The sequence below is a fragment of the Acidovorax sp. 1608163 genome (assembly GCF_003669015.1).
Classification (GTDB): Bacteria; Pseudomonadota; Gammaproteobacteria; order Burkholderiales; family Burkholderiaceae_C; genus Acidovorax.
In genome coordinates, this window is sequence record NZ_CP033069.1 from 2,699,149 (window position 1) to 2,720,802 (window position 21,654).

Below are 21,654 nucleotides of genomic sequence, written 5' to 3' on the forward strand. Positions count from 1 at the left end.
TTTTTCTTTGAAGCCACCTCTGCTCTCCCGCACCCTCACCGCTTCGCACTCCATGCACTACCCCCACCGCCGCACCCTGCTCACCACCCTGGGTCTTTTGTCTTTGCCGGGCGCCAGCTGGGCGGCCAAGCCGCAGCCCGCCGCGCCCGTGGTGTGGCCGCACGCGCTGCAGGTGCCGGGCGGCGTGGCACGCCTGTCGCTGGGGCCTGCACCACAGCGCCCCCGGGTGCAGGTGCGCCAGGGTGATGCCGACGTGCCGGTGCTGGTGGTGGGCGATGCCATCGAGTGGACAGCGGTGCTGGGCATCCCATTGGCCGCCGCCGTGGGCAGCGCCCACGCCACGCTGCTGGCCAGCGGAGCAGACACCCAGCTGGCGCAGGCCCGGCAACTGCCCTACACCGTGGCGCCCAAGCGCTACGCCGAGCAGCAACTCAAGGTATCGCCCCGCACAGTGGATTTGGCGCCCGAAGACCAGGCCCGCTACGAACGCGAGCGCGACCACCAGGCCCGCGTGATGGCCACCTGGAGCGAGCCCACAGGCGGTGCCCTGCCATCGCTGCGCATGCAGCAGCCCGTGCCGGGGCGCCGCTCCAGCTCGTTCGGGCTGCGGCGGGTATTCAACGGGCAGTCGCGCAACCCGCACAGCGGCATGGACATTGCGGCCCCCACGGGCACCCCCATCGTGGCCCCGCTGCCTGGCACCGTCATTGACACGGGCGACTACTTCTTCAACGGCGGCACCGTGTGGATGGACCATGGCCACGGCCTGCTCACCATGTACTGCCACCTGAGCAGCATTCAGGTCCGCGTGGGCGACACCGTCCAGACGGGCGAAGCCTTTTGCAAGGTGGGCGCCACCGGCCGCGTCACCGGCCCCCACCTGCACTGGGGCGTGATGCTCAACCGCACCATGGTGGACCCGGCCCTGTTCATTGAATGACAATGCAACAGCAGCCCTCGGGCCAGCTCTGTGCATCCTTCACGCCTTTCACGCCCTTCAACGTTTCGCCCCCTGCCGCTCCGGCCCCTTCACCCGCCACCACCATGCCCAGCACCCGCCCTGCCCCCAAAGGCACACCACAAGCCCTAACCCCCGCCGCCAGGCCCTGGCCCCGTGCAGCGCTGTGGGCCGCGGCATGTGCCGCGCCCCTGCTGGGCACCGGCTGCGCCGTGGTGGCCGTGGCCGATGCCGCCGTGACAGTGGTCAGCACCACCGTGAAGGTGGGTGCCACGGTGGTGGGCACGACCGTTGATGTGGGCGCCGCAGGCGTACGGGCCGTGGTGGGCAAGGGCGAGGACTGAGGGCTACGACCCTGCCGCGCCACCCCTCGCTCGGAATACACGCCTCTCACCGCCCTCCCCACGTTTGCAACGGCATGACGACGCAGCCCCCACGCCGCCCCACACTCTCGCGCCCTGCTGCCGCCCCGCGCACAGGCCCGGCCAAAGCCACGCGCCCATCCCCAGCGCCCACGCGCAGGCCCGTGACCGAGCGCATCGCCCCCGAGGCGGTACAGCTCATCTGCTTTAACAAGCCCTACGGCGTGCTCAGCCAGTTCACCCCCGAGGGGCAGTGGCAGGGCCTCAAGGACTACATCGACCTGCCCGGCGTGTACGTGGCCGGGCGGCTGGACGCCGACAGCGAAGGGCTTTTGCTGCTGACCAACGATGGCAAGCTGCAGGCCCACATTGCCGACCCGCGCTTCAAGATGGCCAAGACCTATTGGGTGCAGGTGGAGGGGGTGCCCGATGAGGTCGCCCTGGCCGCACTGCGCCAGGGCGTACAGCTCAACGATGGCCCCACCCTGCCCGCCCAGGCCCGCTTGCTGGACCCTGCCCCCGCCTTGGCGCCCCGGGTACCGCCCATCCGCGAGCGCAAGTCAATCCCGACGGCGTGGCTGGAGCTGGTGATACGCGAAGGCCGCAACCGCCAGGTGCGGCGCATGACCGCCGCCGTGGGCCACCCCACCCTGCGGCTGGTGCGCGCCGCCGTGGGCCCCTACACGCTGGAAGGGCTGGCGCCGGGGGCATGGAAACAGGTGGCGGTGCAGCGAATGGAGTGAGGGGCACGGCCCCGGAGCGAAAGTGACCACGGCCCCACAAGACCTTGGGCGTGTTGTAGTGCTATCGAGCGAGCTTCTTTGAACTTGAAATATCCGTTCGGGTTGAGCTTGTCGAAACCTTGCGCAGCGCTTAGGCAAGCCTGTCCTGAGCCCGTCGAAGGGCTCAGCGTGAACGCCTTAAGAAGGTCCGTGCCGAATCCATCACAGCAAGACCGTAGCAACCCGCTCAGGCGTACACGTTCACAAACATCCCGGCACTGACGCCACCGGCCACGCGGCCGGAAGCACTGAGCAAGCGGGTATTTTCAGGAGGTGCCGCAGGCGCCACGGCCTGGGTCTGGGATTGGCTGGCCGTGCGAGAGGCTGGGTCGTTGGCCGCCGCCAGATTGCGCCGTGCACTGACCGACCGCTGGCTCGCATCGGCCGACTGGCCGCTCAAATCATCGGCCCGGGCCTGCTCTTGGTCGGCGCTGCGCTGGGCGGCCTCGGCCTGGGTTTGCAGGGTTTGCGCCGTTTGCTCAGCCTGCAGGGCTTCGCGCCGGGCGGTCTGCACGGCATACGAGTTGCTGGGCGCGGCTGCGGCGCTGCTGACGGCGGTGACCATGGTGAACTCCTAACGCGCGGGTGGCGTGCGGTGGGGGCTGGGGCAGGATGGGTCAGGCCACAGAGGCCGCGCCCTCGCTGGCTTGGTAGGCGCGGCGCACTTGGGCATCGCGCGGGCTGGTGCCGCTGGCACGGTCGGCATTGTTGGCGCCGCTGGCATTGCCCTGCGAGGCCACCGCACTGGCTGCCACCGCGTCATCAGCGTCCTGGCGGGCCTGCGCGGCATCGCTGGCTTGCTGGACGTTTTCACGGGACTCTTCCCGGGTCTGCTGGGCCGACAGCTCTTGCGCTCGGCGGCTCAGGGTCACAGTGGTTGTGCTGGCCGGGGTGGCGGTGGTGTCTGCCGCCTGCGATGCGTTGCGGTTGCCCACCGTGGCACGGCCCGCAGGCTGCACCCCGTCGGTGGGGTTCACCGCGCCGTAGCGGCTCACAGGGTCGATGCGGGGCTGAACGGAATCCATGGCAGTCTCCTGTTGCAGTGCAGAAAACCAAATCGTCCCGCAATCGGCCCCAAAAGTAAAGGCCAGGGCGGTGAACGCGCCTGGCCTGGGTTCAGGGTTGATGAGCCCCTGGGAGGTCAAATATCCGTTTAACTGCCTGCCGAAACCTCGGCAGGCACATCGTCGGCCACCAGGTAGCGCTTGATCAGGTCAAAAAAGCTGTCGTAGAAGCTGTCGGCCGCAATGGTCTCGCTGCCCACCTTGACCAGCGAGTCGCTGCTGGCCGCAATGGGCAAGGACACCGACCCCAGCGCCCCCACCCCCAGGCTGGCCGAGTTATTGGTTTTGCGCAGGGTGTAGCTGTCTTGCAGGGCCGTCACAAAGCCCAGGCTGACCTTGCCGCTGGGAGAGTCGGGCACGCACACCACCCGAATGACCATTTGCAAATGGGTCTCGGCGCTGGGCTGGAAGCTCTTTTTGCCCTCCACCATCTCGGCCGTGGTGGTGTTGATGAGGTAGCCCTGGCTGAGCAAGGCGCGGCGCGAGGCTTCGCAAGTCTGCGCAGGCGTGGCATCAAACAGGCGTGAATAGGTGGCGACCGAGCCAAACTTCTCCTGCGGGCCATAGAACTTGGGCGCAGGGCCGGTGGCAGCGCAGCCTGCCAACAGGGCCGCCACACCAAAGGCGGCCCAGGGCGTCAGTCGCCCCGCCAAAGCCGACAAGGCGCCACCAACGTGTGCGCGTAAAAGATGCTTCAAAACCGTTTTCTCCAAACTGGGCATGTGCCGTGTGCCGCGCCCTGCCGATGGCTTGTGTGGCCCACCGGTGTGAAAGGGTAGCCTGTTTTTGGGGCGGCCCCGTGAAGCCCAGGGCCGTCGCACCAAAAGCCCCCAGCCGCACAGCAAAGAAACCCACCAGGGCAGAGCCCCCTGGGGAGGCGGGAGTTCCCCTTCTTTGCGCAGCACCCGTTCACACCGCCTTGGCTGCGCCACGGGCTGGCAGCCCATAAACGCTATCACTTCAATAGCTGCCAGCGCTTTACCTATAAGCCTTAGCGGCCAAAAACCCTCAATACCCTCAACCCATTTCATCGCTTTTTGGGTTGCACCTTGCCCGGGGCTTTGGCTGGCCCCTTGGCGGCGCCCCTGGCCTGGCCTTTGATCTGGCCCTTTTGGGCGCCCTTGGTCTGCTCTTTGGCGGGCTCGCCACGCTGGTAAAAAATCTGGCTTTGCAGGTTTTGCGCGATGGGCTTGACCTCGTTGTTCCACTGCGCGGCGTACTCGGGCGTGCACAGGCCCTGCGGCGTGGTGTCGTGCACCTCACGGCTGACCTTGTAGCCATTGGCGGTGCGCTGATAGGTGGCGCTGTAGTTCAGTGCCTGGTTGCGGGTTTGCAGGTTGGGCGGCACGCGGTTGAAGGCCACGCCCGCGCCCAATTCCACATCGTAGGTTTCGTAGCTGTGGTAGCCGTAGCAGCCCGTGCGCCGGCGCGGCAGGTGCTTTTCTTCGGCCTCGGCCAGGCGCGCAATGCCCATGGGCAGGTTCAGCACTGGGGCCAGCACAAAGGCGCCGCGCTTGCCTGCCTGCAGGTACTTGGCGATCTCGAAGGTGATCGAAAAGCTGTAGCTGTCCGACAGCTCCTTGGCGGGGGCCAGGTCGCCCCGGTCCAGCACACCCTGGCCCTTGAAGCCCCCGCTCGCCAGCATGTTGCGCACAAAGTCGCGCTCGCCGTCGCCCTGCAAATCGGCCATGTAGCTGCGCATCTGGGCGGCAGCCAGCCCCTTGAAGGAGGCCTGCAGGCTGCCCTTGGCGCTGCCATCAGCCGCGATCTGGATGCTGGTATGCGCACGCTGCTCCGTCAGGTCGGCACTGCCGGGCGGGATGCTGGCCAGCGCCTTGTCCGCGCCCACATGGATCACCGGCTTGGCGTAGGCGCTGCCGGGCAGGTAGCCAAAGGGCACCTGCTTGGCGGTGGCGTCCAGGTACATCTTGAAATCGGGCAGGTAGTTGATGACGTGGTTGACGGTGGAGACCACCGGCGTGGTGGGCAGGTCATACAGCTCGCCCGCATTGATCAGCACCTGCTCGCTGCGCACGCCCACCGCGGTCAGCAGCGCCTGCAGCAGCGTGGCGTGGTCTTTGCAATCGCCCATTTTGTTGTCGAGCACAACGTCCACATCGCGCGGCACCACGGCCCCCACGCCAATGCAATTGCCGCCGTAGGTGATTTGCGTGGACACCCATTCGTACAGCAGCCGTGCGCGCTCGCGCGGGTCGGTCTGTGCACCCACGATGGACTGGGCCAGCGCCTCGATGCGCGGTGTGGGCCGGGCCTTGGGCAAGGCGCGCTCGCCGTAGGCGCGGGCAATGCTTTCGTAGTCGGCAAACGTACTCGCCAGCAGCACGGGCGATTCGTCCAGCCGCCAGATGCCGGCATCGGCCTCGTCCCAGGCCTTGGGGGTGGTGTTCTGGTAGCGCCACTGGCGCACGGTGGCGTCGCCGTCTTGCACAGGGGGCTGCTCTTGCAGGCCGTGGGCTTCAAAGCGCAGGTTCAGGCCCTTGGGCGCGCGGATGGTGACGCGGCTGTCTTCGTGCACACCATACGGCGAGAAGCCCTGCACCACCGAGAAGGCGCCCGGGAAGATGGGTTCTTTGTCATCAATGCGGTAGCGCATGCCCACCGAATCGCCCACGGCCAGGTCCGGGAACACCACGGAGATGCGGGTGCGGTCAGAGAACAGGGGCTTGGCGCCATCGCGGCCATCGCTCACCACGGTCTGGTAGTTGGTGGGTGGCACCGGTATGCGGCGGCCATCGGCCTTGAGGGTGTAGGCCTCCAGGATCTGCGCGGTCTGGATGCCTGCGCTGTAGGAGAAGGAGAACGACTTCATGCGCTCCAGCGCGCTGGCGTGGGCCACCTGGTGCTGCGTGGCGTAGGCCACCGAAGACTTGCCATCGGCCGCCACGTCATAGTCCACATGCCACAGTTGCGACACCACGGGCACGCCAGCGGCGGCCCCAGCTGCAGCGGCTGCGGCCTTGGGCGGCGTGGTCTGGGCGCCTGCCCCCACACCCCAAACCGCCAGGGCCCACAAAGCCCCGGCCGAGCAACGGCGACCCCATTGGAGGTAATTGAACATAGTCGGATCGGTTTCCTGTGATTGGTTGGAGGCAGCCCGGGGCGCTGAACGCATCCATCGGGATGGATCGGGCCATCGCCTCTGGTGTCACTCCTGCTGTCGCGGGTATACCCATTCGCCAGCGGGGCGCCTTGTGCCTGCGCAAAAAAGCCCGCCCAAGGCCCGTCAAGGGCCCAAGCAAGCGGTGGCATCTTAGTGGCGAAGTGGGCCGTTCACCCCGAAAAACGCCGCAAAGAAACATCCAGAAACACAACGGCAAGCAGCGTTAACAATGGCCTCGCGCGCACGGGCGGCACCACGAAAGAAGCCCGTATAGTGGCGCCCCTTTGCCCTTTGAATTGAACAGGTGGTGCAGGCGCTGGCATGTGGGCCGCCGCTGCCGCACGGCACCACAGACTTGGATTTTTGTGCCTGTAACGACCCTGCTTTGCCTCGTCATTGCCATCAGCGATGGCGACACCCTCACCGCCCGCTGCGGCCAAGCCGGGGCCTACCGCCCCCTGAAAGTACGCATTGCTGCCATCGATGCGCCCGAGAGCAAGCAGGCCTTTGGCCTGCGCTCCAAGCAAAACCTGGCGCGCCTGTGCTTCAAGCAGCAGGCCACGCTGCAGCCCCTGCAAAAAGACGACTACGGCCGCACCGTGGCCAATGTGCGCTGCAGCGGCCAGGACGTTGCCGCGGCGCAGGTGCGCGCGGGCCTGGCCTGGGTGTACACGCCGTATGCCAAGCAACACCCGCAACTGCAGCCGCTGCAGCAGCGCGCCCAGGCCCAGCATGTGGGGCTGTGGTCGCAAAAGCGGCCCCAGGCGCCGTGGACGTACCGCCATCGGCAACACCCGCGTTAACTCAGACCTGCAGGCCTGCCCTGCTGTCCTCAGCGCAGCAACGCGAGCACGCCCTGGGGCAACTGGTTGGCCTGCGCCACCATGGCCGAGCCCGCCTGCTGCAGGATCTGCTGGCGCGCCAGGGCTGCGGCCTCGACTGCAAAGTCGGCATCCACAATGCGCGCGCGGCTGGCCGACAGGTTCTGGCTGGTGTTCTGCAGCGTGGACAGGGTGGTCTCCAGCCGCGAAGACTGGGCTCCGATCACTGCGCGCTGGCCGTTGACGTAGTCCAGCGCCCGGTCCACTGCCACGATGGCCTGGGCTGGCGAGAGCATCACATCCAGCGTGCTGCGCAAGCCCAGCGCACTGAGGTTGACCGCGCCGACCCGGGTTTCCAAAGTCTGGTTGGCATTGGCCCCCACCTGGAACACCTTGCTGGTCGTAGAGCCGCCCGAGGTGGCAATCGCCTCAAACGACTCCGTGAACCCATCCAACACGTTGATGCCCGATTTGCTGCCGCTGTTGGGCACCGTGCTGGTGGCGGTCTTCACATCCCCGCCATCCACATCAAGCCCCCCGATGGCGCCGGTGTCTGCGTTGTTCAAGTCAAACGCGCCGATGAACGCAGCACCCGCCGCTGCAAACTGGGTTTTGAAATCGGCCGCGCTGGCAAACTGCCCGCTGGACGCGTTGGCCAGCGCCTGGTCCAGGGTGGAGCCGGGGTTGCTGTTCAGGTAGGTGAGCACGTCCTTGATGCCCTCGCCCCCCGCCGCCTTGATGCGGCTGTGCATGTAGCGCGCCGCCGAGTAGCTGGCCGAGTAAAAAGCGCTGGTGTTGGACGGCCCATTGATGGCCGCCGCCACAGCGGCGGCACTGGAGCTGGCCACGTCGGCTTTGACGCGCTCCTCCGCCCCTTGAATGAACTCGGCCGTGCCCTCCACAAACCACAGGTGGTTGCCCGTCAAGTCCTGCCAGTTGGTGGCGCGCGCCATCACGGCGTGCACCATTTCGTGGGCAATGATGCGGTCGTTGTAGTACGGGGCAGAGCCGCCGTTGGGCAGGTTGGGCGGCACAAAGTCGGCCATGTCCACCTGCAAGACAAGATTGGTGCCCCGGCCTTGGGCATCAAAGCCCGTGGCCTGCACGTAGGCCGCCACACCCCCGGCGTTGTCAGTAAAGCCGGTGTAGCGAATGTCCAGCGCCGCCCCATCGGCCTGGATGCCATACAGGCGGGAGATCAACTGCTCGCTGCTCTCCAGCCAGCTGCCCACGCTGGTCATGCCATCAAACACAGCCAGCTGGTTCTCGTCCCCCACCGCACTGGCCCGGCTGGAGTCAAACACCGCCATGCCGTTGAACTGGGTGGCCAGGGCAGACCGGTCAATCTCTGCCGCCAGCTGCGCCACCTCGGCCTGTATGGCCTGCTTGTCTGAGGCGCTGTAGGTGCCGTTGGCCGCCTGCACGGCCAGCTCGCGGATGCGCTGCAGATTGCCGCTGACGCCAGACAGCGCACCCTCGGCCGTTTGCAAAAGGGACAGAGCATCGTTGGAATTGCGCGCAGCCTGGTTCAGCCCCCGGATCTGGCTGGTAAAGCGCTCGGATATGGCCAGCCCGGCGGCATCGTCCTTGGCGCTGTTGATGCGCAGGCCCGACGACAGGCGCTGTATGGACAAGGCCAGCTCGCCCTGCACACGGCCCAGACTGCGCTGCGCGCTCTGCGACATCACATTGGTATTGACGCTCAGCCCCATGGCAGTTCTCTTGGTTTGTCTCCAGACAGGCAGCGCGGACCCTAGGAGTCTGCGCGGCAGAAGGCATCGAAGCGAAACGCGCGAAAACCGAGGATCGCGTGGTGCTACCGACAAGCCCAGGGTGGGCCCCTGGGCGCCGGAGGTAGTACCGCGTGAGACCGGTTTATCGTGCGTTGCAGCCGATGCTCCTTCTGCCGCGCAGACTCCTAGCCAGGGGCCCGCAACGACGCATGCGCCACTGCGCCAGCGGCGGTGGCATCCACCTCTTTGATCAGCTCTATGAGGGTTATCGGACGCCGGGGCGAAAACTTCTGGGAAATGTGAGGAACGCGCCGCACCAACTTTTCTAAGCAGGTACCCGACATGACGACGGCGCGGCGAAACTCAAGCGTCACGAGCGGCGGTAGGAGCTGCAGGACGTGATCGCACGCCGGTGGTTACAGGTTGCGAGTGGCTGAAACCGGCCAGGAGCAGACATTCACATGACCAAACGGCTTCGCGTTGTAATCACCCTTTGCATCGCCGCAGCGTTTGCTGCTGGCGGCATCTGGTTTGCGCGCGAAATGTCGATCGACGGGTGTTTGGACCGTGGAGGCGCGTGGGACTACAACCAAGCTCGATGCGACATGGCGACCAAGTAGCGGCCAGCAGAATACGGCCACTATCGGTCATTCAACCACTGGGCCTAGCTCGCTCGCAACGCAAACAACATGCTTAGAAATCAGCTCATCGTTCAGCTTCCGATAACTGAGTCCACCAGCCTCTATGCATTGCTGCATGTCGAAGAGACGCTGATTCAGGCGTTCTCCCAGAATAGTTTTGCCGTGGTCGACGGCCATGACATCGGGCAAAGCAAGTTCAACATCTTCATCTACCCTACGAGCACGTGGGCGCCGGTTCTTGAGCGCGTCTATGCATTCCTGAAGCTAAGGGGAGTGTTGAACGATACAGTGGTCGCAAAGCGCCTAAAGACCAGCGAGAAGTACGTTGTTGTTTGGCCTGAGCAGTTCAAAGGAGCCTTTGAGCTGTAACGGCGCAACCTGGCCACAACGAGTCGTTCGTTTGCTGGTAGGAGTTTCCGCAAACTGGTCATCCAAAAATTGAGATAGAAATATGCCGTCAGTCCTGATCCGTCTTGATCCCCGGCACATGGTGAACCCAGACACTGATCTTCGGTACATCGTGCCTGATCGCTTGGCTGAAGTTTCGAACGGCCTGCTGGCAGACAGCGGCTGCGACTATGAGGAAATCACAAATGCAATGCTCATCTACCTCTCCACTGCAAACTTGGACGCAGCGCTCCCCTTCGTGATCGAAGTCTTGGAGAACGAAATGATCTATGACAACCGGCTTACCGATTCTGCCAAGGTGGGGGCGTCACCGCTCGATCAGTCGGAGCGACCAGCAGACTTCACCATCATCTACCCACGTGCCGAAGCTGGAGAGCGCATGGGGTAACCCGCAGTCGGCCATAAGCGGAGATTCGCGATATGTCGAATACCTCAATAGCTGAGCGAGTGCTTGAAATTGCCGAAAAGTATGCTGCGGGCATAGTTCCAGCGAGCGCAATTGCCGCAAGTCTCGAGCTACATCTGTCGGCGCTTGAAGGCATCTCAAAAGAAGTGCGGGACAGGCTTCATGCGCTGTCTGTTTTGGTTATCGCAGAAGATGTTTTGCCACACGAAGCAGAGGGACTCGGCTTGCTCCCTAGCCGTAATTCTCTATCTGAACTTCAGAGAATTCTTCGCCAGCTTTGAGCGTGAAACAGATGGGCACTATGCCTGCTTTGGGCCCGAAGCTGCCGTTCGCTTTTGCCCAAAGCGGACATCGAAGGTGGGTCACGCCAGATGGAAAACGCGGGTTCCCAGGGGAACATCCTCTTTCGCTATCTGCGGCGGTAACACGAATGGGATTGTGAGGACCTTGGGGCGTGGTCTTGACCCATAGCTGAAGAGCGGAATCGAGTGAATCCTCGTGTCGACAATCTCGCCATTGGGCTTCAACAGTCGGATTGGGTCTCCCACCCGGACCTCAGGGACACCTGGCCCTGGCGTCACGCCCGGCGCAAGTACGCACCCAATGTTTGAGGTTTGGAATACCTGTTCAACGGTGAAGAGCAGAGAAGGTTCCATGAGTCGAGTGGCCGGTTCTGGCCGAATTCTGCCTCACAGGAAACAGAGACAAAGAGCTCTTCGCATTGACTTGCTGGCACTGGCAACAGGAACTGGCATCCAAGGCAAGGTGCCTCAATGGGTTAGCAAGGATTGAAACGCCTTTGCAGTAGGCCATTTCTTCATATTCCCCTTCAGCCCGGAAAATCCCGATGTATCGCGCCCACCGTGATGGTGGCTTTCTCAATTCCCATCACAAGGGCCCGCCCAGCAAGCTGCGCCACAAAGCGTTAGCATGCGAATCAATCTCATGCGCGGCTTGTGCTGCCCCTTCACGTGACGTCTTCCACCTCCCTCCCGCCCGTGGCTGCCCCGGCCAGCATCTACCGCCACCCCGGTTTTCTCTCCTTCATCAGCGCCCGCCTCATGGCGGTGTTTGCCACCCAGGTGCAAGCCGTGGTGGTGGCCTGGCAGGTGTATGACCTGACGCGCGACCCGCTGGCACTGGCCTACGTGGGGCTGGCGCAGTTCCTGCCCATGCTGTGCCTGTTGCTGCCTGCGGGCGATTTGATCGACCGCTTCTCGCGCAAGAACATCCTGGCCATCAGCTGGGCGGTGGGGGCCTTGTGCAGCGCCGGGCTGTGGTGGCTGTCGGGCCACGGCGCCAGTGGGGTGGCGGGCGTGTACGCCGTGTTGGTGCTGTTTGGCTGCTCGCGGGCGTTTTCAGGGCCCGCGCTGCAAAGCCTGCTGCCCCAGGTGGTGCCGCGCGAGCAGCTGGCACAGGCCATTGCGGCCAACAGCATGCTCATGCGCTCTGCCAGCATTGGCGGCCCGCTGCTGGGGGGCGTGCTGTATGCCCTGGGCGGCGGTGAACTGACCTTTGCCCTGTGCTTTGCCTGTTTTGCCATCGGCACTGCGCTGCTGATGCGTGTGGCCACCGCCCACGCCAGCCCCGTGGGCCCCACGCTGGGCACCATGTGGCAGCGCTTTGGCGCGGGCATCCAGTTCATTCGCTCGCGCCCCATCATCCTGGGCACCATCTCGCTGGACCTGTTTGCCGTGCTGCTAGGCGGCGTGGTGGCCCTGCTGCCCATTTATGCCAGTGAGGTGCTGCACGTGGGCCCGGCGGGCCTGGGCGCGCTGCGCAGCGCCGTGGCGGTGGGCGAGGTGGGCGCGGGGCTGTACCTGAGCATGCGCCCCTTCAACCGCAGAGTGGGCCGCACCATGTTTGTGGCCGTGGCGGTGTTCGGGCTGGCCAACTTGCTGTTTGCGGTGTCGACCTGGTTCTGGCTGTCGTTTGCCGCGCTGCTGGTGGCGGGGGCGGCCGACATGGTCAGCGTCTACATCCGGGGTGCGCTGGTGCAGTTCTCCACCCCCGACCACATGCGCGGCCGTGTGAATGCGGTCAACATGCTGTTCATCGGCTCATCCAACGAGCTGGGCGAGTTCCGCGCAGGCACCAGCGCCGCGTGGCTGGGCGTGGTGCCCGCTGCTGTGCTGGGTGGCTTGTGCACCCTGGGCGTGGTGGGCGGGTGGACGCTGGGCTTCAAGCAACTGCGCACAGTGGACCGCTTTGAAGAGGCGGCCGAGGCCACTGGCGCCAGTAGCACGGCTGGCGCGGCTGGCAACGCTCCGTAGGCGTCACAAAGAGCCGTCGCCAGAAGAAGGCGCACAACGGGTCCCACAACGCAGGCCCCAAGCAGGGACCTGAGCCCTCCCATCTGCATCAAAGTGCAACCGCTGCAGCGGCCTTCATGTCGCGCAGGTAAAGCCTGTGGGCACGGGCTTGCATGCCACGGGCAAGGTGCGGCAGCATAGGCGCTGAGAGCCCTTGGAACCTGTTCATAGACGTCCTGTGTGAGGCACCATGACCCCTTCTTCCGCGCCCCCCACCGCCATTGCCCGCCGCACTTTGCTGGTGGGCCTGCTGGGTTTGGCCGCTTCGGGCGCATCGTGCACATCTAGCGCGCCACGCCCCGCCCGCAGCGCACACGCAGCACCACTGCCTGCCGGCACCACGGGCCCTGACACCTGGGGAGTGGCCGACGAGCGCACCACCACGCGCCTGCTGGACCGTGTCACCTGGGGTTGCACGGCGCGGGGCGCGCAAGCCCTGGGCGCACAGGGCACCAGGGGCATCGGCGCCTACCTGGCCCAGCAGCTGCGCGCGGGCACCACTGCGGCACTGCCTGCTGCCGCCCAGGCGCAGATCGACACCATGGTGATCTCGCGCACGCCGATCGAAGCCCTGGCGCTCGATATGGAAGCCCGCCAGCGCGAGGCCAAGGCACGCCCAACCGAAGACGAGCGCAAGGCCGCCCTGAACGCCTGGCAGCAAGACATGCGCGCCCTGCAGCAAGAGGCAGCCACCCGCCATGTGCTGCGTGCGCTGTACTCCCCCACCCCTTTGCGCGAGAAGATGACCTGGTTCTGGATGAACCACTTCAACGTCTTCGCAGGCAAGGGCAACCTGCGCGCTCTGGTGGGCGACTACGAAGAGCGCGCCGTGCGCCCGCATGCGATGGGGCGCTTTCGCGACCTGCTGGGCGCCACCGTGCGCCACCCGGCCATGCTGCACTACCTGGACAATGCCCAGAATGCCGCAGGCCGCATCAACGAGAACTACGCCCGTGAACTGATGGAGCTGCACACCCTGGGCGTGGACGGCGGCTACAGCCAGCAAGATGTGCAAGAACTGGCGCGCGTGCTCACCGGCGTGGGCATCTCGCTGCGCCCGCTGGGCGACGAGCCACCGCGCATGAAGCCTGCACTGCGCCGCCACTACGTGCGCGAAGGCCTGTTCGAGTTCAACCCCCAGCGCCACGACTGGGACCCCAAGACGCTGCTGGGCCAGCCCCTCAAATCCGAGGGCTTGGCCGAGGTGGACGAGGCGCTGGACCGGTTGGCACGCGCCCCGGCCACGGCACGCTTCATCACCCGCAAGATCGCACTGTTCATGGTGGGTGACCAGCCTACGCCCGCGCTGCTGCAGACCCTGGCCCGCACGTTTGAGCGCACCGATGGCGACATTGCCGCCGTGCTGCAAGCACTCTTTGCCACCGCAGAATTTCGCGCATCACTGGGCCAGCGGTTTCGCGACCCGGTGCACTACGTGCTGGCCAGCTTGCGCCTGGCGCATGGCGACGCGGTGCTGCCCAGCGTGGAGCCCGCACTGGGCTGGCTGCAGCGCCTGGCCGAGCCCCTGTATGGCCGCGCCACGCCCGACGGTTATCCGCTGGACACTGCCGCGTGGTCCGGGTCGGGGCAGATGGCCAGCCGTTTTGACATCGCCCGGGCCATTGGGGCTGGGGGCGCCGGAGGTGCTGGCACCGCCGTAGCGGCCCCGGCATCACCGGACATGGGCATGGCCCCGTCGCGCGCGCCTGCGGCGTCTTCTGCACCACCGGCTGCTGCCCGCACGCCCCCACCCTTGGCGCAAAGCGCCTACGTGCAGGCCATGCTGCCCAGCCGATCGGCCGCCACGCGCCAGGCGCTGGAGCAAGCCACATCCCCGCGCGAATGGAACCTGCTGTTCCTCGCGTCGCCTGAGTTCATGTACGGGTGAGGACACCATGGCGCACATCCCCCTGAGTCGTTTAGCGCCCCGGGCCAGAGCGTGCAAATCCATGTGCCGCCATCGAAGCCATACGCCCGGCTATTGAAAGGACCGTTCCATGCTTCGCAGGCACCTTCTACAAGCCCTGGGCGCCAGCACGCTGGCCGTTGGCAGCGCGGGCGTGCTGGCCGCACCACAGGCACAAGATGTGCGCTTTCTGCTCGTGTTCTTGCGTGGTGGGTACGACTGCGCCAGCCTGCTGGTGCCCACGGGCAGCAGCTTTTATTACGAGTCGCGGCCCAACATCGCCATTGCCCGCCCAGGGCAGCAGGGCGGCACCCTGCCCCTCACGCCCGACTGGGGCCTGCACCCTGCGCTGGCGGGCTCGATGCTGCCGCTGTACCAGCAGGGCCAGCTGGCGTTTGTGCCCTTTGCGGGCACCGACGATCTCTCGCGCAGCCACTTCGACACGCAAGACAGCATGGAGCTGGGCCAGCCCGTGGGTGGGCGGCGCGACTACCGCTCCGGCTTTCTGAACCGGCTGGTGGCGGAGCTGAACCCACGCGCTGGTGCCAGCGCCCCGCCGCTGCAACCCATGGCCTTCACCAGCACCCTGCCCCTGGTGCTGCGCGGCGCGGTCGATGTGCCCAACACCTTGCTCAGCGCAGGCGCTGGCCGGGGCGGCGTGGATGCACGGCAGGCCCAGCTCATCGCATCCATGTACCAAGGCACCGCATTGGCCACGCCGGTGGCCGAGAGCTTTGCCACGCGCGACGAAGTGGCCCGCACCATGCAAGGCGAGATGGAGGCTGCCAGCCGCAACGCACTGAGCACCAAGGGCTTTGAGGGCACGGCCCGGCGCATGGCACGGCTGATGCAGGCGCGCTACCAGATTGGCTTTGTGGACGTGGGCGGCTGGGACACCCATGTGGCGCAGGGGGCCGCTACCGGAGCGCTGGCCAACCGGCTCGAAGAACTGGGCCAGGGCCTGGCTGGCTTTGCCGACGAAATGGGGGCGGCCTGGAAGTCCACCGTGGTGGTGGTCGTCAGCGAGTTTGGCCGCACCTTCCGCGAAAACGGCAACCGGGGCACCGACCACGGCCACGGCACAGTGTTCTGGGTGCTGGGCGGCGCCTTGCAGGGCGGGCGCATCGCGGGCGAGCAGCAGGCCCTCACGCCCAGCACCTTGTTCCAAAACCGCGACTACCCCGTGCTCAACGACTACCGCAGCGTTCTGGGCGGGCTGTTTGCGCGGATGTACGGGCTCAACGCGGCGGCGGTGGCGCGGGTGTTTCCAGGAACCAAGGGAGCAGATTTGCGGCTGATTTAGGGCGGCGTGGGGTTGCACACCCTGCGGTGCGCAACACCCATTGCTACATTTTCAATAGCTGCTAGCGCTTATTCGATAAGCGCTAGAGCCTATTTTCATTTAAAGACCTCGCCACCTTCAAGCGTTGAAGGTGCCCGACAGCAACTCAGGCAACCGCTCCACCCCCATCCGAAAGCCGCACGCCTGCGCGTGGCCGCCGCCGCCCATGCTCTCGGCCAGGGCGATGCAGTCAAAGTTGCGCTGTGCACGCAGGCCCGCCTTCACGCCCTTGTTGCTGGCGCTCCACATCAGCGCAAACGTGCCCGTCTTGGCCGAGAGAATGTCGCCCACCAGGCTGTGGAACATGCCTGGCGCATTCACCATCAGCCCGGTGATGCCGTTGAAGACCAGGGGCTGCGCGCCCTCGGCAATGTCGTGGGCCATCTTGCGGTACTTCTCGTCCATGGCGCCGCCACGGGCCATGAAGGCGTCCAGCTGCTCGGGCGTGAAATGGGCGATCTCCTTCCAGCGGGCGAAGTCCTGGCCCTCCATATCAAGCGCCGAGAGGAAGGCCGCGCTTTGCGGAAACTCCCACTTCCAGATGTCGCGGTCTTCCACGTACTGCAGCAGCGCGGGCACGGGCTGCTCGGGGTGAAAGAACTCCCAGGCCAGGCGGGCGCCCGACTTGCTCATGTCGAAATGCACCACGCCGCAGCGGCAGGCAAAGCCGGTGAGCTTTTCCGCCGCGCTCTTGTGGTGGTCCAGCATCACCAGCTTGGCCGCCTGCGCGTCGATGGCCGTGAGGATGTCGGCGGAGAAAGAGAAGTCGAGGATGTACACCGCACGCCCCGCCAGCGCAGGCAGGTCGGCCACGGTCTGCACGTCGCCGTGGTCCAGCCCCACATATTCGGCCCGGTCGCCGTAGTAGAGCCACGCGGCCAGCGCGGCGCCAAAGCCGTCAGGGCAGCGGCGGCCATGGTAGAGCACCAGCGGAGAAGGGTCGTCTTGGCTGGGGGCAACCAGCAGTTGCAGGGGAAGAATGGTTTTTTTCGTCATGACCCTGCGATTGTCGCCTGCACGTTGCCTGGTTTTCGCCTTGGGCAAACTATGCGCGGCAAGGCCAGCAAGCCAGGGCATGCCAGGCAGCCAGGCCTTACACGGGCAGCCAGCGCCACCAAAAGGGCTTGCGATCTTCCTTCGCGCCGCGCGCTTGCAGCAGCGCAACGAACTCGCAGCTCTGGTAGCGGCGTGCCGCTTCCAGTGGGGTCATGTCGTCAAAATCTGAGCGCAATTGGGGGTCAGCGCCATGCGCCAGCAGATAGTGCGCGATCTCGCGATGGCCATGGATGAGGCTGGCCACCAGTGGTGTGCACAAAATCTCGGGGTGCTGGTAGTTGGGGTTCACGCCCGCACTGATGTGGTGGCGCACCAATGCCAGATCGCCCGCCACCGCGGCGGCATACATGTCTTTCCAATCTCCGGCAGACATCCCTGGGCATCCTTTCTGCAACGCGATCGGGTCAGTGTAGTGAGCGCCGCGTGCGGCACAATCCGCGCCTTCCCTGATAACTTGCCCGCAACGCTCGTCGCCTTTTCAACGCCCATGCACACACCATTGCACATCCTCTGGCAAGACGAGCACCTGGTGGCCGTCTACAAACCTGCGGGCTGGCTGGTGCACCGCACGGGGCTGGATGCAGGCGAGACGCGCTTTGTGATGCAGACCCTGCGCGACCAACTGGGGCAGCATGTGTACCCCGTGCACCGGCTGGACAAAGGCACTTGCGGCGTGCTGGTGATGGCGCTGCACAGCGATGCGGCGCGGGCGCTGTCGCAGGCGTTTGAGCAGCACGCCACCCACAAGCGCTACCTGGCCATGGTGCGCGGCTGGGCCCCCGCCGAGGCCGAGGTAGACCACCCCCTGCGCCCTGACGACGCCCCGCCCGACGCCCCCGTGCAGGACGCCCACACCCGCTTTCGCACCCTGGCCCAGCTGACCCTGCCGCAAGCCAGCGACCCGCGCTTTGCCACCACCCGCGCCGCGCTGGTCGAGGCCGTGCCCACCACCGGCCGCCGCCACCAGATACGCCGCCACCTCAAGCACCTGGCGCACCCCATCATTGGCGACGCCACGCACGGCAAAGGGCCCCTCAACCGCTGGTGGGCCGAGCGCCTGGGCCAGCAGCGGCTGTGGCTGCATGCGTGGCAGCTGAGCCTGCCGCACCCGGTAACGAGCGAATGGCTGCAATTGCACAGCGGGCTGGCACTGCCTGCCATGGCGCAAGACACGCCCCAGCCTGGCGGGCCAGCCACCACGCCAACGGCAGACTGGCAGCACTTGCAAACCCAATGGCCTTGGGAATGGTTGCCACCTGTGCGCCAAGCCGCAGCCACGGGCCCGGCCTGACGCGGCCCCCGGGACGGCTACCATCGCGCCAGCCCACAGCCCAGCCCGCTTTGCTCCACACCATGCCCTTTCCCCCTGTGCACCTCACCCACCTGGCAGCACTGGCCCACCGCCTGCCCGCCACCTGCTGGCTGGCTGCCGCTCTGCAGCGGGATGCAGCATCTTGGGCCGATTTGCCCGTGTGGTGGGTGGACGGCGACCTGGACCTGGCCGCGCTGGAACTGTGCGCGCAGCCCAGCACCAGCGCCCCTGGCGAGTGGCAAGCGCCCATCCCTGCTGCGGCCTTGCCCGCCACCCCGCCACACCCCGAGGGGGCCTTGCTGTGGGTGAACGGGCATTTGCACCTGCAAGGCGCCTTGACCACAGCCATGGCGGACATCCCCCCTGCCCACACGCCGCTGCCCGTGCACGCGCTGGTCATGGGCGATGCGCGCATGACCAGCGCTGTGCTGCAAGGCGTGCATCTGCATGTGCAGGGCGACCTGGCCGTGCAAACGCTGCTGTGGAGCGATGGCGCGCCAGGCGGGCTGACGGTGCTGGGGCAATGCACCGCCCAGGTGGGCCTGTTCACCCGGGGCAGCGCGCCGCACTGGAACAAGCCGCCCCATCTGGAATTTGCGCTGCAAAACCCACCGGACCTCCAGCATGAACAGCCCATGCACGCGCACCATGAAACAGCAGACCATGAAACGCTGGGCCTGCTTCTGCCACCACACTGCCTGGCCGCCGACGACACGGGCACCGGCAGCCTGGCCCAGCTGCTGGACCCTGCCGCCGTACTGAGCGCCGCCAAGGCACAACAGCCCCTCACCCAGCCCACAGCGCTGGTGCATGCACTGCTACCGCCACTGCCCACCCCTGGCTTGTTCGCCGACGAGACCATCAGCGCCGCCAACCTCCTGGCCGCCGTGCGCTCGCCCGTCATCGCGCACAAAGAGCACACGGCAGCGGGCTGGTTTGGGCAAACCGACTTTTCGCTGTGCCGCCAGCATGTGGACGCCGACGGCGATGCGCGGGACGACAGCGTGTTCATCACGGTGTGGAAGCAGTGGGACTTTTACCTGGCGGTGGACCACCCGGAGCGCAACCAGGGCTGGCTGGGCTCCGCCCTGGCCATGCTGCAAGGGGTGCTGAAACGGGGGAGGCAACATCCACCATCGCCCAGCGCTCCACCCAGCGTGCCTTCCACGGCATTGACCAAGGCGGCGTCTGCCGGCCCGCTCACCCTGCTCTACCGCCCTTACCACCAAGGCGAGCCCGGCGACTGGCAAGCCTTGCTGCCGCCCGATGCTGCCGAAGCACCTGAAAACGCACAGGCTTGGCAAGCCTGCCAACAGGCCTGGCGCGGCGTGCTGGACTATGTGCGCAAAGGCACGGCCCAGGCCCGCGCACGCTACCCGCTGTGGGCGCAGTTGCAGGCCGATATCACCCCGGCGCGGCTGGAGGCATTGACCTCTGGCCCCCTGTTCACCGAGCACTACAACGACTGGTGGGACGCTGAGAAAAACGGCTTTTGGGCAGGGCAGCTCTGGATCGGGGCGCGCCAGCCTTGCCTGCACGAAGGCGAGCCCTGGGGCCGCGCCTTCAAGCTGAGCTGGCAAAACGGCGAGGACGGCCCTGGCGACCCGCCCGACGATGCCCACGCTGCCTACCAGCTGGACCTGGACGAAGCACGCGAAGGCCCACCGCAGGTGCTGGTGCAGTACACCCAGCGCCAAAGCGAAAACCGCAGCCCCCTGCCCCCCTGCGCGGCAGACCACCTGGCACGGCTGCTGCGCCTGGTCCGCCAGGCCCAGGCGCACATTGAAAGCCGCTCGGCCGCGCTGCAAGCCGCAGGCCCTGCCGCCACCGCGCCCGCACTTCCGCTGCTGGCCACACCCCCACTGCCGCCCAACCTGCCCGACACCGCCGTGTTTGGCCCCGAAGGCATGGAATGCTCGGGCCTGTGGCAAAGCCGTGGGCAAGACTATGTGCGCACCGTGCGCGCGCACCTGCAGGCCCCACAAAGCCCGGTGGACGCCACCTTGCCCAGGGGCGATGCCCCTGTGGCCGGGCAGGCCAGCCTCCCGTCCCCCTTTCACGTGGCGGACGATGCCCCCGCCCTGCCCGAAGACCCCCGCACCCCGCTGGCCGATGCCGTGCTGCAGCTGGCGCGTGCGGTGCACCAGCACGCAGACGGGGAGCTGTCTGCCCGGTTTCGCCAGCGCTTTGCCTTTGCGCCCGATGCGTTTGCCGCGCACGCCTACCGCGCAGGTCAGGCCACCGGGCCCGCGCTGCTGCTGGGCAGCGGGCCCAACGGCAGCCGCGTGGTGGTGCGCACAGTGCAGTCTGGCCAACCCCAGTGGTGGTTGCTGCAGGGCCTGCAGGCCGAGCCCCTACCCGGCCTGCATGGCGCAGGCCGCTCGCCCAACCACCAGTGCTTTGCCCGCTGCGACGGCACCCACATCACCACCCACGCGGGGTGGGACGGCCCGGTGATCGCCCGCTTTGCATTGCCCCAGGGCAACGAGGGCATACCGCCTGCGCTGGGCTTGGCGGCTGGTGCGGCAGGCCAGGCGTGCGACGAACTCATCCCCTTCAACAACGGCCAGCGCGTGCTGCTGCGCAACAGCACCGGCATTTACCTGCTCACGCCAGATGCAGTGCAGCGCCTGCACCCCCTGCAATGGGACGAAGACGGCCCCTACACCTGGGCCAAGAATCAACAGGCCTGCCCAGAGGGCCACATGCTGCGCCTGCACATGCTGCACATGGCCCTGTCTGCCGACGAGCAACACGTCGCCGTCGGCGACCAGGACAGCGCGCACGTCGTTCTGAGTGCCCAGCCCCTCAGTCGGGCCGAGGGCCAGGTGCGGGCGCGCTATGCCGCCTTGTCTGCCTACCCTTGCCACGCCACCTTCACGCACACAACCTTCCCGCATGAATCGGCCACGCTGCTGGCCAGCGCATGCCACCTGTACGCAGGCAGTACCGGCGTGGCCCCGGTCCACAGCCTGGGTACGCCAATGCAGCCCGCAAGGGGCGATCTGGCCCTGCATGCCATCCAGACGCAGTGGCGAATCGAGGCATCGGCCGCAGCGGCCGGGCTGGTGGTGCTGGGCGATGCGAACGGCACGCTGCACGGGCTGGACGACACCGGGCGGCCCCTGTGGCACCACCACATTGGTGGCGCGGTGGCCGCCATCGACCTGGCGCCGGACGGCAGCACCCTGATCGCCACCAGCCACAGCGGGTATCTGGTGCTGCTGCAGCGGGTAGAAACCGGCCCGGACCCCTATGCCATCGGCAACTCGGACTACGCCGAAGTGGGCCGCTGGATTTTCTGGGAAGACCACGCCGCACCACTGCACTGGTAACAGCCCTGCATTGCCCCCCAAAAGGGAGAGCAAAACACATCTGGGCGCCTGCATTTGTGGCTTACCATGCCGGGGCGGTCCCATCCCGAGACCTT

At 66.3% G+C, this 21,654-nt stretch carries 19 protein-coding genes; 12 read left to right on the forward strand and 7 right to left on the reverse strand.

From position 1 onward, the window contains the following. The first annotated feature begins 52 nt into the window (after positions 1–52). The 3 genes from EAG14_RS12070 (at position 53) to EAG14_RS12080 (ending at position 2,063) form a co-directional block, all read left to right on the forward strand. A complete protein-coding gene (locus EAG14_RS12070) occupies positions 53–940 on the forward strand; it encodes a M23 family metallopeptidase (RefSeq protein WP_121730443.1) in 888 nt (295 codons plus the stop codon). Further along, positions 937–1,302 (forward strand): hypothetical protein, encoded by a 366-nt coding sequence (locus EAG14_RS23355; RefSeq protein WP_240456762.1) that lies wholly within the window; start codon positions 937–939, stop codon positions 1,300–1,302. Before EAG14_RS12070 ends, EAG14_RS23355 begins: the two co-directional genes overlap by 4 nt. Before the next feature lie 74 nt (positions 1,303–1,376). Beyond that, a complete protein-coding gene (locus tag EAG14_RS12080) occupies positions 1,377–2,063 on the forward strand; it encodes a pseudouridine synthase (protein ID WP_121728998.1) in 687 nt (228 codons plus the stop codon). A 226-nt stretch (positions 2,064–2,289) separates the two neighbouring features. Here the strand turns inward: EAG14_RS12080 and EAG14_RS12085 are convergent, their stop codons facing one another. The 4 genes from EAG14_RS12085 to EAG14_RS12100 all read right to left on the reverse strand — a co-directional run bounded on the left by EAG14_RS12085 (position 2,290) and on the right by EAG14_RS12100 (position 6,245). Continuing rightward, complete coding sequence (locus EAG14_RS12085; RefSeq protein ID WP_099655201.1) at positions 2,290–2,667, reverse strand: hypothetical protein; 378 nt, start codon at positions 2,665–2,667, stop codon at positions 2,290–2,292. A gap of 52 nt (positions 2,668–2,719) precedes the next feature. Next, positions 2,720–3,127, reverse strand: coding sequence for a hypothetical protein (locus tag EAG14_RS12090; protein ID WP_162995984.1), 408 nt, complete (start codon positions 3,125–3,127; stop codon positions 2,720–2,722). 128 nt (positions 3,128–3,255) lie between these two features. Beyond that, a complete protein-coding gene (locus EAG14_RS12095; protein ID WP_371414347.1) occupies positions 3,256–3,828 on the reverse strand; it encodes a DUF2242 domain-containing protein in 573 nt (190 codons plus the stop codon). 365 nt (positions 3,829–4,193) lie between these two features. After that, the gene (locus EAG14_RS12100) at positions 4,194–6,245 is read right to left on the reverse strand and encodes a DUF3857 and transglutaminase domain-containing protein (protein WP_162995985.1); all 2,052 of its coding nucleotides are present in this window, start codon (positions 6,243–6,245) and stop codon (positions 4,194–4,196) included. Positions 6,246–6,652: 407 nt separating this feature from the next. Between EAG14_RS12100 and EAG14_RS12105 the strand changes: the two genes are divergently transcribed. Continuing rightward, complete coding sequence (locus EAG14_RS12105) at positions 6,653–7,090, forward strand: thermonuclease family protein (protein ID WP_121730444.1); 438 nt, start codon at positions 6,653–6,655, stop codon at positions 7,088–7,090. 29 nt (positions 7,091–7,119) lie between these two features. Here EAG14_RS12105 and EAG14_RS12110 read toward each other — a convergent pair whose 3' ends face one another. Beyond that, positions 7,120–8,820, reverse strand: coding sequence for a flagellinolysin (locus EAG14_RS12110; protein ID WP_121729002.1), 1,701 nt, complete (start codon positions 8,818–8,820; stop codon positions 7,120–7,122). A 710-nt stretch (positions 8,821–9,530) separates the two neighbouring features. On the opposite strand from EAG14_RS12110, the gene EAG14_RS12115 reads away from it, so the two are divergent. The 6 genes from EAG14_RS12115 to EAG14_RS12135 all read left to right on the forward strand — a co-directional run bounded on the left by EAG14_RS12115 (position 9,531) and on the right by EAG14_RS12135 (position 15,817). Further along, positions 9,531–9,851 carry a hypothetical protein gene (locus EAG14_RS12115; RefSeq protein ID WP_121729003.1) on the forward strand — a complete coding sequence of 107 codons (321 nt, stop codon included), beginning with the start codon at positions 9,531–9,533 and terminating at the stop codon, positions 9,849–9,851. A gap of 82 nt (positions 9,852–9,933) precedes the next feature. Next, positions 9,934–10,278, forward strand: a complete 345-nt coding sequence (locus tag EAG14_RS12120) for a hypothetical protein (RefSeq protein ID WP_121729004.1) — start codon at positions 9,934–9,936, stop codon at positions 10,276–10,278. 32 nt (positions 10,279–10,310) lie between these two features. Next, entirely contained in the window at positions 10,311–10,577 is a 267-nt protein-coding gene (locus EAG14_RS22825; protein ID WP_162995986.1) for a hypothetical protein, read from the forward strand. A gap of 690 nt (positions 10,578–11,267) precedes the next feature. Continuing rightward, entirely contained in the window at positions 11,268–12,569 is a 1,302-nt protein-coding gene (locus EAG14_RS12125; protein ID WP_240456763.1) for an MFS transporter, read from the forward strand. 229 nt (positions 12,570–12,798) lie between these two features. After that, on the forward strand, positions 12,799–14,496 hold the full coding sequence (locus EAG14_RS12130; RefSeq protein WP_121729006.1) for a DUF1800 domain-containing protein: 1,698 nt from the start codon (positions 12,799–12,801) through the stop codon (positions 14,494–14,496). 109 nt (positions 14,497–14,605) lie between these two features. After that, complete coding sequence (locus EAG14_RS12135; RefSeq protein ID WP_121729007.1) at positions 14,606–15,817, forward strand: DUF1501 domain-containing protein; 1,212 nt, start codon at positions 14,606–14,608, stop codon at positions 15,815–15,817. 117 nt (positions 15,818–15,934) lie between these two features. On the opposite strand, the gene EAG14_RS12140 is transcribed toward EAG14_RS12135, so the two are convergent. Next, complete coding sequence (locus EAG14_RS12140; RefSeq protein ID WP_121729008.1) at positions 15,935–16,852, reverse strand: DHH family phosphoesterase; 918 nt, start codon at positions 16,850–16,852, stop codon at positions 15,935–15,937. 97 nt (positions 16,853–16,949) lie between these two features. After that, on the reverse strand, positions 16,950–17,285 hold the full coding sequence (locus EAG14_RS12145) for an ankyrin repeat domain-containing protein (RefSeq protein ID WP_121729009.1): 336 nt from the start codon (positions 17,283–17,285) through the stop codon (positions 16,950–16,952). Positions 17,286–17,399: 114 nt separating this feature from the next. On the opposite strand from EAG14_RS12145, the gene EAG14_RS12150 reads away from it, so the two are divergent. Further along, on the forward strand, positions 17,400–18,203 hold the full coding sequence (locus EAG14_RS12150; RefSeq protein ID WP_121729010.1) for a pseudouridine synthase: 804 nt from the start codon (positions 17,400–17,402) through the stop codon (positions 18,201–18,203). A 62-nt stretch (positions 18,204–18,265) separates the two neighbouring features. Beyond that, positions 18,266–21,559, forward strand: coding sequence for a WD40 repeat domain-containing protein (locus EAG14_RS12155; RefSeq protein ID WP_121729011.1), 3,294 nt, complete (start codon positions 18,266–18,268; stop codon positions 21,557–21,559). The last annotated feature ends 95 nt before the right edge of the window (positions 21,560–21,654 follow it).